The organism is Photobacterium satsumensis, assembly GCF_050336935.1.
Lineage (GTDB): Bacteria > Pseudomonadota > Gammaproteobacteria > Enterobacterales > Vibrionaceae > Photobacterium > Photobacterium satsumensis.
This window is the reverse complement of sequence record NZ_JAKJSK010000008.1, coordinates 177052-194554: the sequence shown is the minus strand read 5'-3', so window position 1 is coordinate 194554 and position 17503 is coordinate 177052. Positions and strand designations below refer to the sequence as shown.

Sequence of the window (17503 nt, the reverse complement as noted above, 5' to 3'; positions counted from 1 at the left end):
TGCCATGGACTTGCTTAATTAGCAGCGGCGGACGCCAGGTTTTGTGCTTTTAAGGGAATAATGTAAACATGCGTCAATATCTTAGGGTGATCATACCCGTTCTTATCCCACTCATTATTTTGATGCTACCGGCATCAGCGTTTCCTGTCGAAGGGTTAACCGTCGTCCAACAGCGTGTTATCGCGATCTTCTTGCTGGCGGCTCTGTGCTGGGTGTTGGAGCCGATACCCATTTATGCAACCTCCGTGGTTATTATCGTTTTGGAACTCATGCTGCTCTCCGATAAAGGGCTGTACTTGTTCCGCTCGGCAGAAGGGCAGCCGCACTTTGGCGAACTGCTCAGCTACAGCGATATTATGGCGACCTTTGCCAGTCCGATCATCATGCTGTTCCTGGGTGGCTTCTTTCTCGCCATGGCAGCAACCAAATTCCGCCTTGATGTCAACTTGGCGCGTGTGCTGCTGAAGCCATTTGGTACCCAGCCGAAATATGTCATGTTTGGTTTGATGCTGATCACCGCGATTTTCTCTATGTTCATGTCGAACACAGCGACCACAGCGATGATGCTGTCGATTCTGGCGCCGGTGATTGCATTATTTGGTGCCAAGGATCCAGGCAAAATCGCTTTTGCCTTGTGTATTCCGGTAGCAGCCAACATTGGTGGTATCGGGACTCCTATCGGGACCCCGCCCAATGCCATTGCTTTGAAATACTTGACCGGCGACAACTTGATCACTTTCGGTGAGTGGATGTTCTTCGGGGTACCGTTTGTGGCTGTGCTGCTGGTTTTTGCATGGGTGTTGATCAATGCACTTTACCCTGCCAAACAAGAGAAAATCGAGTTGACCATCAAGGGTAAGTTCTTGATGACGCCGAAGGCGATTACCGTCTACGTCACTTTCGCCTTGACGATCATTCTTTGGTTGATGGGTTCATCCCACGGTATGAACTCATATACGGTGGCCCTGATCCCGGTTGCTGTGTTCTCACTGACCGGCATTATTAATAAGGAAGACTTGAAAAAGATCTCCTGGGATGTGCTGTGGTTGGTATCGGGTGGTATCGCTCTCGGCTTGGCGTTGGACCAAACGGGACTGGCAAGGTTGATGGTTCACAGTATTCCGTTTGATAGCTTCTCGCCATATATCGTACTGGCTGGCTCGGCGTTGCTATGTCTGGTAATGGCTAACTTTATGTCCCATACCGCGACGGCGAACTTGTTAATGCCAATCATGGCTGCGTTGGGTACGTCGATGGTATCGCTAGTACCGCTAGGTGGCGAGATTACCCTGATTCTGGTGGTGACGTTTGCCGCTTCACTGGGTATGTCTTTGCCGATCAGTACCCCACCGAATGCCCTTGCCCATGCAACCGGTCATGTACAGAGTAATCAAATGGCCCGAGTTGGGGTCATTATCGGGGTTGTCGGTGTATTACTCAGTTTTGTCATGATCTGGCTTTTGCACCTGATTGACCATATTTAAGAGAGCCACCATGCACCAACCAAAAGCCATGCAGCGGATCATTGACGTGTACTTCCATGACCCAGCCCGAACCGAAGCGGTCAAGGCTGGGACACAGGTGCTGGTACAAGATGGTTATAACGACAAACTGTATTGGGTGAAGAAAGGCGAATTATCCGGTTATCTCAAGAACGACGCTGATGTGACAGCAAAAGTGTTCAGGGTCGAGCAGGGGATGTTTTTCGGTGTTCATAGCTTCTTTGCGCAAACATTGATGGCATCGACTACAGTCGTGGCGGAAAGAGATAGTGAAATTTCGTGGATAGACCTTAAAACTCAGCCAGTAGAGCCTGAAAAGTTCGGCTCTCTGGCAGAGCAGTTTATGCCTGTTATGGTTCATGAGTTGGCCCAACGGCAGATGATGACTGGGCTGCAGGCGATCGAAAAAGAAAAAGCATTACAAAAACTCTATGCGGCTGAGCAGATGACGACCTTGGGTCAGCTCGCTGCCGGTATTGCCCACGAGCTTAATAATGCGGTCGGGGTCTTGAGCAGTAAAACCGAAGGGCTGCAGCATGGAATTTGCCGCTTTCTGGAGGAGAACAAACCGGAAGTCAGTCCGTTTCTTGATCTGGGTATTTGCGATGGTCAGGCTGTTACCTCGGCACAGGCCCGCAAACGCGCCAAGCAGTTACAGCAAGATCTTGGTCTTGAAAGGGAGCCTGCTCGGCAGCTTGCCCGCGCAGTGCCAGACGGTGAGGTACCGGCGTATTGGCTCGAAAACCTCGATGAGGCTTTGCAGTACTGGGATATAGGCAGGGATCTACATGACATGCGGTTGGCCTCGAAGCATGCTGCCAGTATTGTCCGTTCGGTGAAGCAGCTAGGTGGAACGGACAATGCTCGCCAGCCTGAGGTTGATGTCAACGACACGATCCATAAATCATTGGCTTTGCTGCAAAGTAACTTAAGGCGGGTCAATGTGGTATTACGCCCGGCAGTACTGCCGCCGATGACTGCTAGCACCACTGAGTTAGTGCAAGTGTGGGTCAATATCATCAAGAATGCGTGTGATGCCATGGAGCACACCACTGAGCCGCAGATCGAGATCATTACGCGGCATTCTAAGAACCGCTTGCTGATCACCATCAGCAACAATGGGCCGATGATCGATGAAGCGACACGGCGCAAAGTATTTCAACCTAACTTTACAACTAAAAAAGGTGGGTTGTCGTTCGGATTAGGGCTGGGCCTCTCGATAGTGCAAAGGATAGTCAACAGTTATGGCGGCACCATTGCGCTTAAGAGTGACCCAGAAAAAACGAAATTTCGTATTAAACTGCCAATCGCGTAAGGGAATGGTTATGGAAAAACTAAATATCATCTGTGTCGATGATCAGAGGGAAGTACTAAGCGCTGTATTGAAAGATTTGTCACCATTGAATGACTTCTTTCATGTCGAAGATTGTGAGTCGGCGGACGAGGCGCTTGAGCTGATGGACGAGTTGGATGCCGAAGGCGAGTTCATTGCGTTGGTGATCTCCGATCATGTCATGCCGGGCAAGACAGGGGTTGAGCTGCTGACAGAGATCTCGCAAGATGCCCGTTTTCACAAGACCAAGAAGGTCTTGCTGACCGGTCAGGCAACACACCAAGACACTATCGTGGCGATTAACCGTGCCCGTATCGAAAGCTATTTCGAAAAACCTTGGAAAGCCGATAGCTTGCTGACGACAGCACGCAGCCTTATTACCGAGTATATCTTTGACATGGGGATGGATTACCAGCCGTGGATGGAGATCCTTGATAATGGGGTGGTGTTCAGGCGTTTAAGCTAAGGGCATTGGTAAAACAAAAAAGCAGGCACAGCCTGCTTTTTTTGTATCTGAAATGCTTGCTTAGGCAGACACAATGTTGTTTCTGACCAGGCCGCGTTTGATGTTCCGGCACATTTTGCCGAAACGAGAAATATCGTCGAAATCTGGCGAATCGCCGCGTTCCAATGAACACTCCCAGTAAGAGACCTCCGATTCCAGCATTTCCATCAGCTTTTTCGGACAGCCGATGCAACTGTTGTCAGGGCCACAGACAAACGTATCCGAATCATAAAGTGGCAGCTCTTGCTTAACTTGTTCGATGATCTGAAGCATAGCCGTGCGGCGGTCGGGTTTCTTTGCCATAGTCGATGCATGAAATAGGGGAAACAGGATGGAGGAGGGTATAAAAAATAACAAGGGTATGTCTATAGCCAATTAGTGGTTTGATCTTCTCCAGGATACGATTTTCTGCTCCCCGCCTCTTGACCTTAGACTTAACTCCAAGGTTTATAGTTACTGATATGGTTAGCAAACCATAGATAACAGAGACAAGGAGAAGGCCATGTGTGCCCAATGCAATAATAAGAAGTTACATGTTCATTCCGTGAAAGCTGCCAGCGTAGGCCAGCCTTCTGTCGTGGTTGAAAACAACAGCCCAGAATCGTGCTGCGCATCAAGTAGCTGCCAATCAACCCAAACCTCATCAATTTCGCAAGAATCGGAACTCTCGCCGGGCGATGACGACCCTGCCTCCGGTGCCTCCCCAGGATTATCAGTTAATAAAATCACTTCCGCAGAGGCAGCGGCTGAATCGTCTTGTTGCAGTTCAGGTAGCTGTAGCACGACAGCGAGCGAAGATACTCAGAGCGATGATGTTTCTCCTGCTCCTCACAGTACAACCTTGAGTTGGAAAATCGGCGGTATGGACTGCCCAAGTTGCGCCAGTAAATTAGAAAAGGCCATTAATGGTCTTGACGGTGTTGCTTCCGCGAAAGTGATGTTTGCCACTGAAAAGTTGGTCGTCAATTGTCAATCTGCTGCAATATCGGACGATATTGTAGCGAAAAGCCGTGAAACCGGCTTTCAGCTCTTTAGCGCTGGTGGCAAATCAGAAGAAGACAAGCCTGCGAGCTTACTCAAGGAGAATCTGCCTGTTCTGATGATTGCGGTGATGATGCTGATTTCATTCTTGCTCAGCAGGCAATCAGAAGCGATGGGGCTAGCGGCTTTTACCGCGACGACGTTGGTGGGGCTGTTACCTATAGCTCGCAAGGCGATTAGGCTGGCAAAAAGCGGATCTCCGTTTTCCATCGAGACCCTGATGAGTGTGGCTGCCATTGGTGCGCTGTATTTGGGGGAAACCGCAGAAGCGGCCATGGTACTGCTGTTGTTCCTCATCGGTGAGCAGCTTGAAGGCTACGCCTCAGCAAAAGCGCGCAGTGGGGTGAAGTCGCTGATGGCTTTGGTGCCGGAAAAAGCCAGTCGTATTTTGCCTGATGGTAGCAAAGAGCAAGTGTCGGCCAGTGAGCTCCAGCAGGGTGATGTTATCGAAGTGGCACCGGGCGGCCGTTTGCCCGCTGATGTCGAGCTATTGGATGCGGCGGCTAGTTTTGATGAAAGTGCGTTAACCGGTGAATCCGTACCGGTTGAACGCTTGCCCGGTGAGCAGGTCATGGCCGGGGCATTAGTGGCAGATAAAGTGGTACGCCTGCGTATAATTTCAGAGCAGGGCGAGAATGCCATTGATCGTATCTTACACCTGATCGAGGACGCGGAATCACGTAAGGCACCACTTGAGCGCTTTGTTGATCGGTTTAGCCGCTGGTATACCCCAGCTATGATTGTGTTGGCCGCTTTGGTCGTTGTTATCCCACCGATGTTGTTCGGACAAAACTGGGATGAATGGTTGTACAAAGGCCTAACGCTACTCTTGATTGCTTGTCCGTGTGCTTTGGTGATTTCAATTCCGGCAGCGATCACCTCAGGCTTGGCAGCGGCAACGCGCCGTGGTGCTCTGATAAAAGGCGGTGCAGCGCTTGAGCAACTGGGCAGAATTGAAACCGTTGCGTTTGATAAAACCGGCACCCTGACCGAAGGTAAACCCGTGATGACTGATATTGTCAGCTGGGATGGTGATGAAGCACGCTTGCTACGCCAGTCAGCGGCAGTAGAGATGGGCTCTGCCCACCCACTGGCCCAGGCGGTAGTCAATGCGGCCAAAGAACGTGGTTTGCAAGTCGAAGAAGCGAAAGAGCGCCAGGCGTTACCGGGACGTGGTATTCAAGGTAACACAGAAGGCGATAGCTTGATGCTGGTGGCTGCCGACCGCTTACCTGAAAGTGTTTTACTGACAGAGCAGCAGGCCGAGCAAGCTTATGGACTGGAAGGAGAAGGGAAGACCTTGGTTGTTGCTCTTCGGAACTTGCAGCCGGTAGGACTTATTGCTTGGCGTGATAACTTGCGTGAAGACAGTGCCAAAGCTGTACAGAAGCTCAAAGAGATGGGGATCCACTCGGTGATGCTAACGGGTGATAACCCGCGTGCCGCGGCTGCAATTGCTGGCGAAATCGGTATTGCGTTTGAAGCCGGCTTGTTACCTGAAGACAAGGTGCAGCATGTCGAATTGGCAAACCAGCGTAGCAACGTTGCTATGGTCGGCGATGGTATTAACGATGCGCCGGCAATGAAAACCGCATCGATTGGTATCGCGATGGGTGGCGGTACCGATGTGGCGCTGGAAACGGCTGATGCGGCGTTGACCCATAACCGGGTGGCAGAGCTGCCAATGATGATTGCCCTGTCGAAAGCGACCTTGGCCAATATTAAGCAGAATGTGTTCCTGGCATTGGGCTTGAAAGGCGTCTTTTTGGTTACGACCTTGCTGGGCATAACGGGGCTTTGGGTTGCAGTGCTGGCCGACAGTGGTGCTACCGCATTGGTTACTCTCAATGCACTGCGCCTGCTCAAGTTTAAGCATCAAGATTGAAATTAAAGTTTAGAGCAATTAAGTTACAGGCACCCTAGGGTGCCTGTTTGCTAGCAGCCTAGTCGAGAATGTGAAATGGTATGAAACATACCAGTAAGTTTGTAGCCCGGAGCTTCAACTGGTGAAATCATCACTGCCGGTTAGGCGTACTAGCAATGAAGGTACCAAGGAGAGATACCATGCTTGAGTTAAAAATCCCCCCCTTATTGTTGTTTAATATCTTTGCTGCGGTGATTTTAGTCCCTGCAGGTTATCCTATCGCATTGAATACCGTGGGCTTCTTTACCGGTGCTTTATTACTGAGTGTCGCGGTCGGTATAGCGCTGGTCGCGACAATGACGTTCAAACAGGCGAAAACAACGGTCAACCCTTATAGCTTTGATAATGTGAATGCCTTGGTGACTTCCGGTGTGTTTGGCTATTCAAGAAACCCAATGTATCTTGCGATGGCTATCGCCCTATTGGGTGTTGGGTTAATTGTCGGCTCTGCGGTAACGGCAGTGTTGGCCGTTATTGGGTTTGTTAGCTATCTCACGAGATTTCAAATCCTTCCTGAGGAGCGTTTGTTGGCTAACTTGTTTGGCTCGGAATATAGTCAGTACTGCCATCAGGTTCGGCGTTGGGTATAGCAACCGGTATACGAATTTCTAAATATCTATTACCAAGGAGTGGCTAATGTTTGCGGTTATTTTCAGGGCAAGAGCCGGTATTCAGGATCCCCAGTATTCAGAAATGGTAGCTGTGATGCGCGAACTGGCGTTTGAAAAATATGGATGTTTGGATTTTGTTGCTGTTACAGAAGGTGATCAGGAAATTGCGATTTCATACTGGGAAACCGAGGCCGATATTCAGCGTTGGCACCAAGACAGTCAGCACACTGTTGCCCAGCAGCTGGGGCGTGATAAATGGTATCAGTCATATACCGTTCAAGTGGTGGAAGTTAAAAGGCAGTACAGTTTTGACCGCAATAAGGGTTAGTCAACGTCTTGAAACCGCTTAAACGGCAGGGGGATATGTTGTTGATATTAGCATCGTAGGAAATCCCCCTGCTGGTATTGCTTGGTTACGAGCAAGAGCCGCAGCAAAAACCGGGTTCACCATGTTTCTTCGCCGTTTTTGTGTCTTCGGTATTTTTAGCCTCACTTGATGCCGGTTGCTCAACCAGTTTTTTATCTTCAGCTTTCTCGTTATCTTTCTTAAAAATCTTGGTAAATGAAATAGCCATTCGACTTTTCTCCTAATGGTGTTGTGTGATTTAATTAGTAAGTTGTATTTTGAATGCATGTTATGATGAGTTAATCATGGCTGTCAATGATCATTTAGGGAGAGAACATGTTTGGTCTGTTACTTTCATTACATATAATTTCTGCAACTATTTGGACTGGTGGGCATATTGTACTGTCGCTGGTGATCCTTCCGTCGGTGTTAAAACATCGCAACCCACAGCAGTTAACGGATTTTGAGCAGGTATATGAAAAAATTGGTATGCCAGCGTTAATCGTACAGGTGGTAACGGGCTTGATGCTGGCTTATCGCATGTTGCCAGATATCACGCTGTGGTTTGATACCAGTATCCCATTAGCTCATGGAATAATGGCTAAATTACTCTTGCTGGCAATGACCGTACTTTTTGCGTTGGATGCAAGGTTTCGAGTTATCCCAAAACTATCCCCTGAGAACTTATGGGATATGGCCTGGCATATTATTCCAGTGACAGTGATATCAGTATTATTTGTTTTGGTTGGGGTCTCCTTCCGCGTTGGATGGCTGGTATGATAGGCAAGAGCTGAGGGTTGTTGGATAAATATTTGGATATCATGAATACAATGGACGTAATGCATGCTTACAACGAGCATGAAAGAAAAATAATACAAGCCATCGACGGAAAGGTTATTGCGACTGGTGAAGTGGTAAAATTTGTCTCGGATAATGCCGAGGGCAGCTATATTTCCTTCTTCGATGTGACGGAAGAAACAGCGCAAGCCATTATTGAGCGAGAGAAAGCGTATTTTACAGAACGCGGCCAATCGTTCGAATGGAAAACCTATTGTACCGATTCACCAAGCAATATTGGTGAACTCTTACTGAGCAACGGTTTTGAGCAAGAGGAGCCTGAGTCGTTTATGGCCTTGGATCTCTCAACAGTCAGCGAGCGGAAAGTTGATGACTGCCGGATTGTTGAAGTTGCTGATGCCAAAGGGATCCGTGATGCCGTCAACGTTCAGGAGCAAGTCTGGGGCGGAAACTACGATTGGCAATATACCCACTTACTCAATATGAAAACCCAGTCCCCTAATGACATCTCTATCTACGTTGTGTATGACGACGGCAAGCCGGTGACCTCGGCCTGGATTGTTTTCAACGGCGATGGCCCGTTTGCTGGGATCTGGGGCGGTAGCACGCTTGCTGGATACCGAGGAAGGGGCTACTACTCGTTACTGCTCAATAAGCGAATTAATGAAGCCAAAAAGAGGGGCAAACAATATTTAATCATTGATGCCTCTGATATGAGCCGTCCCATTGTGGAAAAGCATGGCTTTGTCTTTATCTCCAAAACCACGCCTTACATTTTTCAGTCCTAAACGGGGTTACCCTGCCGCCAGCCAGATCCCAACGCCCATCATCAGTGAGCCGGCGATGCGGTTTAGCATCTGTACATTGCCACGCTGTTGCAGGAAGCGGCGTAATGTTCGGCCACCGCTGGCATAGAGCAACAGGCAGCTGAATTCCGTGATCAGGATAATGGTGATCAGTACCGATAATTGCGGCAATAAGGCGTTATCGGTATTGATAAACGGAGGCAGTAACGAAATCATAAACGCCCAACCTTTAGGGTTGGCGATAGCGGTGACAAAGCCTTGAATCGCCAGACCTATTGGTGAGGTATCGACCTCATTATCGAGGTTATCTGGAATCGCCAGCTTGCCCCGGGAGCGCCACATTTGAATGCCCAGCCAAAACAGATACCCACCCCCGATATATTTCAGTAATAAGAATACGGCAGGATAGTTGAGCATAATGGCTGCAACACCAATCACTGAGGCAATGGAAACCAGTGCCACTCCGATAAGCTCCCCCCACATCATCGGCAAGCTCCTGCGGACTCCAATGGTCATGCCAAGTGTCATTGATAGGGTCATACACATCCCCGGTGTCACAGACACGAAAAAGAAAGTGGGAATAAATACAGCCAATATGGCGAAGTCGATCATTAATTTACGTCCTTGCAGTTAACGGTGCTGGCGGGGCAGTGTGGTCGAATAGGAAAAAGAAGTGGGTATTATCGGATAACTCAGTAAGAAAAAATAGTGTGATAAACCGCACGAGCAAACGATTTTTAGTGATCTTGGTCACTAATTCATGCAACGTGAAATTAACTCAATTTCCTTTAGTGTGATTATGATCACTCAAAAGCTTTTTTTTATCGGCTATCGTAATTATGTGTTTTACGAGCTCTTTTATGAGTACGTGTTTATACCCAAGTGACTTCAATATATTGATTCAGCGGTTAAAAACTGCGTATTGAAATCATTTAGGTATAAACAAAACTAACCAGCCGCTGACCTCAAACTCCCTATCAGGCGGCAACGATAGAAAGGATATGATTATGTCTGACAACGCAGTATTCCATTTGGGTGTGAACAAAGCGGACCTTAACGGTGCAGAGCTAGCTATTATTCCTGGCGATCCTGCTCGTGTGGAAAAAATCGCTAACCTAATGGATAACCCTGAGTTTCTTGCAAGCTCTCGTGAATACACGGTGTACCGCGCTAAGTTAGATGGCAAGTCTGTTGTTGTTTGTTCTACTGGTATCGGTGGCCCATCAACTTCTATCGCTGTTGAAGAGTTGGCTCAACTGGGTGTGCGTACTTTCCTTCGTGTCGGTACAACGGGTGCAATCCAGCCACACATCAATGTGGGTGATATGATCGTATCAACTGGCTCTGTACGTTTAGATGGCGCAAGTCTGCACTTTGCACCAATGGAGTTCCCTGCGGTTGCTGACTTTGATGTTGCAACAGCAATGAAAGCGGCTTGTGATGCCGATGGCGCTAAAGTTCACACTGGCGTGACAGCATCAAGCGATACTTTCTACCCAGGCCAAGAGCGCTACGACACATTCTCTGGCCGTGTTGTGCGCCGTTTCCAAGGCTCAATGAAAGAGTGGCAGGAAATGGGCGTATTGAACTTTGAGATGGAATCAGCCACTTTGCTGACCATGTGTGCAAGTTCAGGTCTACGTGCGGGTTGTGTTGCTGGCGTTATTATCAACCGTACCCAGAAAGAAATTCCAGATCACGCAACGTTGAAAGAAACAGAAGCGCGCTCAATTAAAGTGGTTGTAGATGCAGCACGTCGCATGCTTGCGGAGTAATGGTGTAAACTACCCTACCAAATAAAATAACAAGCCAGCTCAGTCGAGCTGGCTTTTTTTATACCTTCTACGCGGGTTTTGGCGTTGCTGATGTGTATATTGTCATCTATCGATGACTGCATAAATATACAGTCTATATTTTGCTCATACTGAATGCTGGACTTGTGCCCTTCGCTGTTACATAAGCAAGGTCCAAGTTACATTTGAAATGAAGTGTTATTGATATTGTTGCTCGAATACATGGTGCTTCGGTTGTTAATGAAAATGAGCGAGCAATATTTTGTGATATTGAGTCCAGCCTTCTGCTATTTTCCTAAATGCGTGAGTTTCTTTAAGTAACAAATAAACTGTTTTGATAACAGTGATTTGCTTTCAAAAAATCAAAAATCAGTAAAATTTTAACTGTGATATTGGTCCCGTCTTGATAGGGCGTATGTGAATTATTTTTCAATGAGTTACGAATAGATATTCAGAGTTACTTGATTAATTGTTTTACTGAAAAATTTTACTGTGACGGCGATCTGTTTTACTTAAACTTTTACTCTCTATTATCCCTCCTGCTAATAAACAAGCTTGTTATGTCTTAATAAAAAATAGCGCCTGTCAGCCAATACAAGAATCAATCAGATCACGGCGGCGGGTGGCATTAGGGGATTTTTTAATGATTTTTCGTAAAACGTGTTTAGCCGTGTTGATGGGTTCTGTCTTCGCATTGGCGGGATGTAATAGCAGCAATAGTACGACCGAAAAAGAAGCAGGGTTACCAAATAGTGATTTCATGAATGTGATTGATCGTAGTGGCGCGCCAGAATTCCTACGTGACTACGATGAATACAGTAACTTGAAGTTTAACGCCTTTGTCGACAACGGTGCTTGGCACGGGCATTTGCTACCCGCTGACGAACAAGGCTACGGCTCGTTTGGTGGTATCATGCAGGTGACCCAAGAGTATGCCCACTTTATGTCAGGCCAGACTTTCGACAAGCTTCATATCACCGATACCATTAGCGGTGAGGTCATTGACTTATCTTCTGCCGATGCCAAAGTGTATAGCACCCCGGGCGCGCTGGTACAGATCCTAAAGACTGACAAACTTGAAGTGCAAATGGTGCTGCGTTTTGTCACCGACCGTACCTCGTTGGTTGAAACAACGTTGACCAACCTGACCGCTCAAGAAATGGATCTACAGTTGTTGTGGGACGGCGAACTGTTGCAAAAAGCCCGCTCGACAGAAGGCTATGAAACACAAACGGTTGATCAGATGTACCCAGACTATAACCGTCAGATCCATACGACGGATAATGGGTTAACCATCACCTTCGGTGACATGAAAGGCAACTGGGCGATCCGTAACGATGATGACAGCGAGTTCCGCATTGCACGCTCTATCAGTACCCAAACCCACGTGATGCCTAACGAGATTTCGTTTGCCTCGGTCGCTCAACAGCCCCTTGCTGCGCAGGGAACCGCCAGTATTTACACCACTTATTCCCATTTGCATAACAGTGGTGAAGTCAGCAAAGAAAAAACCAAAATCGCTGATATCCTCGCTAATCCTCAGCCATACATGATTGCGGCGGATGAACGCTGGGCGGGTTACCTCGATTCAGGAATGGTGAATGACCAAGCCACGGATGCACAGGCCCGGGTAGGCGTAAAAGCGATTATGACCCTGAACGGTAACTGGCGTTCGGCGGCGGGCGATGTCCACCAAGCAACGGTTACTCCATCGGTAACGGCACGTTGGTTCTCCGGTAACCTGACTTGGCCTTGGGATACATGGAAACAAGCTTATGCCATGGCGCACTTCAACCCGGATGTCGCGATGGACAATATCCGCACGGTATTTGAATACCAAGTTCAGGAAGATGATCCTATCAGGCCTCAGGATAAAGGATATTTGCTCGATGTCGTGACCTACACCTTGCCGGAAAGCCGCGATGGTGCAGGCTCTGAGAACTGGAATGAGCGAAACACCAAACCTTCGCTGGCGGCGTGGTCGGTGATGGAAGTTTATAATGCGCTGAAAAACGAGTTTAACCGTCCTGCTGATGCCCAAGCGTGGATTGATGAGATGTATCCTAAGCTGGTGGCCTACCATGACTGGTGGTTGACTAACCGTGACCACAACAACAACGGCGTGCCGGAGTACGGTGCAGCGGTTGATCCTGAGCATAATACCGCAGATGGTCACATGTATGTGAAGGTGACGACGACAGAAGATCTTGTCGCTAAGTTTGGCCAAGAGAACATCATTAAGAAAGAGGGTGATAAGTACACCGTCAAAGGGATGGACAACTACAACACCATTCTTGACGAAGTTGTTTACCAAGATCTCCATGTCGGTGCGCAGGAAGCGGCTGGCTGGGAGTCCGGTATGGATAACGCTGCCCGCTTTGGTTTTATCTCTAACGAGCAACTTGAAGACTATGCCAATGACTATTATGAAGGTGATGTTGAAAAGGCGAAAAAAGACTGGGAAGTGCGCTTTGCCGAGAACCGTGGTAGTAATGATGAACTGCTAGGTTTCTCCATGTTGCAGGAGTCCGTCGACCAAGCGTCGTACATGTACTCTGACAACAAGTATTTGGCTGAAATGGCGAACCTAGTGTCGAGCAGTGTTCCGGGCAAACAGCGTGGCCAGGAGTTTTTGGATGGCGCAGCGGAGATCAAGCAATACATCAATACCTGTATGTTTGATGCCAATACAGAGTTCTTCTACGACATTCACATGGATGTTGACCAAGATGGCAAGCCAACACCAGTGATGAAAAACGGCATTGCCTGTGCCGGTGAGCCGATTGTTAAGCGCGGACGCGGCCCTGAAGGTTGGGGACCATTGTTTAATGGCGCGGCGACCCAAGAGCTGGCCGATAAAGTGGTGCAAACCATGATGAACCCAGACGAGTTCAATACGTCTGAAAAGTATATTGGTGAGGGGATCTCGCTGCCGACAGCTTCGCAAACTAACCCAGCCTATCATGCCGATATCTACTGGCGTGGTCGAGTATGGCTAGATCAATTCTACTTCGGTGTCCGTGCGATGGATCAATATGGATACGGCAGCGAGGCTGTGCATATGGCCAATGAACTGTTTGCCAATGCTGAGGGGATGACAGAAGACGGGGCGATTCGCGAAAACTACAACCCGGAAACAGGGGCGGTACAGGGTGCAACAAACTTCTCTTGGAGTGCTGCCCATATGTATATGCTTTACCGTGAATTCTTTAAAAACTGATCATCAACTTATTGATGGATAAAATGAAGCCAGCTCAATTGAGCTGGCTTTTTATTGGATCTATTCGTTGTACAAAGGATTGATTAATCAAAACTATTAGTATGCAAGCTGCGCCGAGTATACTCATTCCGCTCCTCAGTCAGAATTGAATAGGTGAGGGTGCTTGAGGTGCGGGTATACAAAGGAATATAGACTTCACCATGCTCATTGGTTTTATATACTTTCCCCCGGTTGGCCGGATTGCTAACACTGACTCTAGCATTGGCGGCGGGTTTGCCATTTTCCGTTACCTTCACCCAGCTACCGGCTTGGGTATCAATAATTCGGATATCAGCAAAAGCTAACGAACTAGCAGACAACATGAGTGCTGCGATACTTGCTTGTTTGAATGTCATGTAAACCTCTCAGACAACTTACCCTGACATTGTTGTGTTATCACCTTCTTCACTGATCACATGTTCAAGCAAAAGAAGATGATGCTTGGTTTCAATGGAGTAGCGAACCGCGTCGGTAGATAGCTGCTTCAGATCAGTATAGATAAGGTAGTTCACACCCGAGAATAAACTCACGACGAGAACAGCCATCATTATCATTCTGCGCCACATTCTTTTTTCTATTTCAGCAAGGTGTCGCTCAAATAAGCGCGCCACATCATAATTGGTCAGGTTGGGTCTGATGGGTTTCATGTGGGTAAATTCCTGTGCATGAATTTATGGGGGTATTGGTTGCAGGCAGAGATAGTTAAATCACTGACATGATTGTAAAACATGCTAGGTCAATGAGATGGAATGAAGTGCAAAGCTATGTAAAGGGCCCAATGTTTGATCTGGATACTTGAGCAAGATAGCGGGAGTGCATATATTTTATACATACCGACCGTCGGTCGGTCAGGTAAGGACTGGTTATGTCAAGAGTCGTAAAGTCACCGCAACAGCGGCGTACAGAGTTTATTGCGGCGGCGAATGCGCTGTTTTTCACCAAGGGGTATGCCAGTACTTCGGTCAACGATCTTATCCAGTATGTTGGGGTGTCTAAAGGGGCGTTTTATCACCACTTTGATTCCAAGCAAGCCGTGCTGGAAGCCTGGAGCGATGACATGCTCGGGCAATATCGTGAGGTGATAGGAGGGCTGGTGGATGACCCTGACTTGTCCGCTGTGACCAAGTGGGCGCGGTTACTGAAGCGCAGCAACCAGTGGGAAGTCGGTCAAAAAGATATCATGCTGGGGTTTGTCAAAATTATCAATATGGATGAAAACCTGCAGCTAAAGCATAACTTTATGAGAAAAGTCAGTGTCCTGCTGGCGGGCTATTACGAAACTATTTTGCGTCAGGGCAATCAGGAAAAAGTCTTCGATGTGCCTTCGCCTGCGGTGACGGCAAGATTGATGGTCACGGTACTTAACGGCTTTTCTGAAGAATTAACCCGGAAAATGCTTCACGTCGGGCAGATGAACGTTCTGCTTGGTGGGGTTGAGGAAGAGGTAAGGGCAACACAGCAAGTACTGGAAAGGATGGTCGGGGCCAAGGCCGGCAGCATGCCATTGATTGACGACGAACTGCTGCAGGCTTGGTTTACAGATTAAGGGGAATAGCGATGCGATTATTGAAGGTTTTGTTGATTATCTTGGCCTGTCTTCCTGCTTGGGCGGCGGCGCAGTCTGCGACATCGATTGTTGAAAAGTCCGATCAACAGATGCGGGGGGATTCTAGTTATACCGAGGCAACGATGCGGATAGTACGCCCGGATTGGACCCGCACTATGAGCATGAAAAGTTGGACCAAAGGGCAGGATTTGTCCTTGGTATTGGTAACTGCACCAGCCAAAGACAAAGGCAGTGCTTCTCTTAAGCGCTACCGCGAAATGTGGAACTGGCTGCCAAGTATTGAAAGGGTGGTAAAAATTGCCCCCTCTATGCTGGGCCAATCTTGGATGGGCTCGGACTTTACCAATGATGATTTGATCAACCAGTCATCTATCGTGGTCGATTACAGCCATGAAATGGTGGGCCAGGAAGCCTTTGATAATGATCCGAGCTGGGTGATTGATGCAACCGCTAAGCCCAATGCCCCTGTTGTGTGGAGTAAGGTGAGGTTGTGGGTATCGAAAAAGACATACCTACAACGCAAGATCGAGTTCTACGATGAGTTTGATGATCTGATCAACACCATGAATACCTATGATGTGAAGTTGATGGGAGGCCGTCAGGTTGCATCGCGGATGGAAATGCTCCCTGCCGATAAGCCGGGCAATAAAACCGAGATCATTACCCATCAGGCCCAGTTTAACTTCCCAATCAAAGAGAGCTTTTTCTCCCAAAGCCAAATGAAAGCGCTGCGTGATTAGGACTGAGGGCGGGGGCTTAACAAGGAAGAACCATGTTAGTGAAATTAGCTTGGCGTAATATTTGGCGGCAGAAGCGGCGGACTATCCTTACCGCTGCCGCTTTGGCGCTGACATTGGCATTGTCGCTTTTCATGCGCAGCCTGCAAGAAGGGACTTATGCCAATAATATTGAAAACGCCGCACGTTTTTACACCGGGCTGATCCAGCTGCAACATCCTGAATTTGCTGAAAGTCACAGTATTGATGATTTGCTGCCGATGGACGAGGCTTTCCTGAAGCCAGCCATGTCGAATCCGAATATTACCCGTATCTTGCCGCGTATCGAGTCGTTTGCCTTGGCCGCTTCAGAAGATAAATCCAAAGGGGTAATGATACTTGGGGTTGATACAGTTGCAGAAGACAGTTATTCCGCCATTTCGAATCGCTTGGCCCAAGGTGAGTTTCTGGCACCAGATGATCAACAAGTCCTGATTGGTGAAGGGGTTGCCCGCTATTTCGGGGTGGGTGTCGGCGACGAGCTGATTTTGTATGGACAAGGATACCGGGGGCAAACCGCTGCAGGCTTGTACCGGATAAAAGGGATCCTCGACTTTCCGGTTGCCCAACTAGATAACCAGCTGGTGTATATGCCGATATCTCTTGCCCAAACCCTTTACAGTACCGGCAACCAGGTAACAGCGTGGGTGATGGATGTTAAACCGCTGGCGCAACTTCCTGCGGTACTCAGCCAGTTGAATGAACACTATAAAGGCGAGGTGAATGTCAGGGATTGGCAGGATCTGGCACCGGAGATGGCCCAGCAAATATTAATGGATAAAGCCGGCGGTATCTTCATTATGTACTTGCTATACGGCGTGGTGGGTTTTGGCTTGTTTGCGACCTTATTGATGATGACCCTAGAGCGGCAACGTGAATTTGGCGTCATGCTGGCAACCGGGATGCTCAAGCGCAAAATAATGGCTCTGATTGGTCTGGAATCTATGATGATTGGCATCTTGGGAATAGTGGCCGGTATGGTGATCACCACACCTGTGTTGGTGTGGTTCTATTTTAACCCTATTGAATTGACGGGTGAAACGGCTGAACTGGTGCTGGATATGGGTTGGGATCCCATCTTGCCGATGGCGCTGGATCCATTACTGATGATTGATCAAGTATTCATTGTATCTGCTCTGTTGATCATTTGCCTGATCTACCCGATGTGGCGGGTTCGCCGATTGGATGTGGTGAACGCCCTGAAAGGAGGCAGCCATGCGAACTGATAAGCGAAGTGGTTTG

General features: G+C 48.2%; 18 protein-coding genes. 13 read left to right on the top strand and 5 right to left on the bottom strand.

All coding sequences use genetic code 11. The annotated features are described in order from the left end of the window. Window positions 1–68 precede the first annotated feature (68 nt). From L4D79_RS17080 to L4D79_RS17070, 3 genes are read left to right on the top strand one after another with little or no spacing between them, the layout of a single operon-like run. A complete protein-coding gene (locus L4D79_RS17080) occupies window positions 69–1484 on the top strand; it encodes an SLC13 family permease (protein WP_428652776.1) in 1416 nt (471 codons plus the stop codon). Between the two features lie 10 nt (window positions 1485–1494). Next, window positions 1495–2817, top strand: a complete 1323-nt coding sequence (locus tag L4D79_RS17075) for an ATP-binding protein (RefSeq protein WP_428652775.1) — start codon at window positions 1495–1497, stop codon at window positions 2815–2817. A gap of 10 nt (window positions 2818–2827) precedes the next feature. Beyond that, window positions 2828–3301 (top strand): response regulator, encoded by a 474-nt coding sequence (locus tag L4D79_RS17070; protein ID WP_428652774.1) that lies wholly within the window; start codon window positions 2828–2830, stop codon window positions 3299–3301. Window positions 3302–3361: 60 nt separating this feature from the next. On the opposite strand, the gene L4D79_RS17065 is transcribed toward L4D79_RS17070, so the two are convergent. After that, complete coding sequence (locus tag L4D79_RS17065; RefSeq protein ID WP_428652773.1) at window positions 3362–3643, bottom strand: hypothetical protein; 282 nt, start codon at window positions 3641–3643, stop codon at window positions 3362–3364. 199 nt (window positions 3644–3842) lie between these two features. On the opposite strand from L4D79_RS17065, the gene L4D79_RS17060 reads away from it, so the two are divergent. From L4D79_RS17060 to L4D79_RS17050, 3 genes are all read left to right on the top strand, one after another. Further along, complete coding sequence (locus L4D79_RS17060; RefSeq protein ID WP_428652772.1) at window positions 3843–6266, top strand: zinc/cadmium/mercury/lead-transporting ATPase; 2424 nt, start codon at window positions 3843–3845, stop codon at window positions 6264–6266. A gap of 179 nt (window positions 6267–6445) precedes the next feature. Then, window positions 6446–6895, top strand: a complete 450-nt coding sequence (locus tag L4D79_RS17055) for a methyltransferase family protein (RefSeq protein ID WP_428652771.1) — start codon at window positions 6446–6448, stop codon at window positions 6893–6895. 46 nt (window positions 6896–6941) lie between these two features. After that, window positions 6942–7244: an antibiotic biosynthesis monooxygenase family protein gene (locus tag L4D79_RS17050; RefSeq protein ID WP_428652770.1), complete on the top strand. Its 303-nt coding sequence runs from the start codon at window positions 6942–6944 to the stop codon at window positions 7242–7244. A gap of 85 nt (window positions 7245–7329) precedes the next feature. Here the strand turns inward: L4D79_RS17050 and L4D79_RS17045 are convergent, their stop codons facing one another. After that, on the bottom strand, window positions 7330–7491 hold the full coding sequence (locus tag L4D79_RS17045) for a CCGSCS motif protein (RefSeq protein ID WP_428652769.1): 162 nt from the start codon (window positions 7489–7491) through the stop codon (window positions 7330–7332). Window positions 7492–7598: 107 nt separating this feature from the next. On the opposite strand from L4D79_RS17045, the gene L4D79_RS17040 reads away from it, so the two are divergent. Together L4D79_RS17040 and L4D79_RS17035 are read left to right on the top strand one after the other, a co-directional pair. Then, window positions 7599–8042, top strand: coding sequence for a CopD family protein (locus L4D79_RS17040; RefSeq protein WP_428652768.1), 444 nt, complete (start codon window positions 7599–7601; stop codon window positions 8040–8042). Between the two features lie 41 nt (window positions 8043–8083). After that, window positions 8084–8848 carry a GNAT family N-acetyltransferase gene (locus L4D79_RS17035; RefSeq protein WP_428652767.1) on the top strand — a complete coding sequence of 255 codons (765 nt, stop codon included), beginning with the start codon at window positions 8084–8086 and terminating at the stop codon, window positions 8846–8848. A gap of 6 nt (window positions 8849–8854) precedes the next feature. Here the strand turns inward: L4D79_RS17035 and L4D79_RS17030 are convergent, their stop codons facing one another. Beyond that, window positions 8855–9478, bottom strand: a complete 624-nt coding sequence (locus tag L4D79_RS17030) for a LysE family translocator (RefSeq protein WP_428652766.1) — start codon at window positions 9476–9478, stop codon at window positions 8855–8857. 395 nt (window positions 9479–9873) lie between these two features. Between L4D79_RS17030 and udp the strand changes: the two genes are divergently transcribed. After that, window positions 9874–10641, top strand: a complete 768-nt coding sequence (gene udp, locus L4D79_RS17025; protein WP_107300108.1) for a uridine phosphorylase — start codon at window positions 9874–9876, stop codon at window positions 10639–10641. A 661-nt stretch (window positions 10642–11302) separates the two neighbouring features. Beyond that, entirely contained in the window at window positions 11303–13879 is a 2577-nt protein-coding gene (ygjK, locus tag L4D79_RS17020) for an alpha-glucosidase (protein WP_428652765.1), read from the top strand. 83 nt (window positions 13880–13962) lie between these two features. Here ygjK and L4D79_RS17015 read toward each other — a convergent pair whose 3' ends face one another. Both L4D79_RS17015 and L4D79_RS17010 read right to left on the bottom strand, forming a co-directional pair. Beyond that, a complete protein-coding gene (locus tag L4D79_RS17015; protein WP_107300107.1) occupies window positions 13963–14274 on the bottom strand; it encodes a hypothetical protein in 312 nt (103 codons plus the stop codon). 18 nt (window positions 14275–14292) lie between these two features. Further along, a complete protein-coding gene (locus L4D79_RS17010) occupies window positions 14293–14565 on the bottom strand; it encodes a hypothetical protein (protein WP_428652764.1) in 273 nt (90 codons plus the stop codon). Between the two features lie 218 nt (window positions 14566–14783). Between L4D79_RS17010 and L4D79_RS17005 the strand changes: the two genes are divergently transcribed. Genes L4D79_RS17005 through L4D79_RS16995 form a run of 3 tightly spaced genes read left to right on the top strand, consistent with a single transcriptional unit; the run spans window position 14784 to window position 17487 of the window. Further along, entirely contained in the window at window positions 14784–15464 is a 681-nt protein-coding gene (locus tag L4D79_RS17005; protein WP_428652763.1) for a TetR/AcrR family transcriptional regulator, read from the top strand. Window positions 15465–15475: 11 nt separating this feature from the next. Beyond that, complete coding sequence (locus tag L4D79_RS17000) at window positions 15476–16225, top strand: outer membrane lipoprotein-sorting protein (protein ID WP_428652762.1); 750 nt, start codon at window positions 15476–15478, stop codon at window positions 16223–16225. Window positions 16226–16257: 32 nt separating this feature from the next. Then, the gene (locus L4D79_RS16995) at window positions 16258–17487 is read left to right on the top strand and encodes an ABC transporter permease (protein ID WP_428652761.1); all 1230 of its coding nucleotides are present in this window, start codon (window positions 16258–16260) and stop codon (window positions 17485–17487) included. Window positions 17488–17503 lie beyond the last annotated feature (16 nt).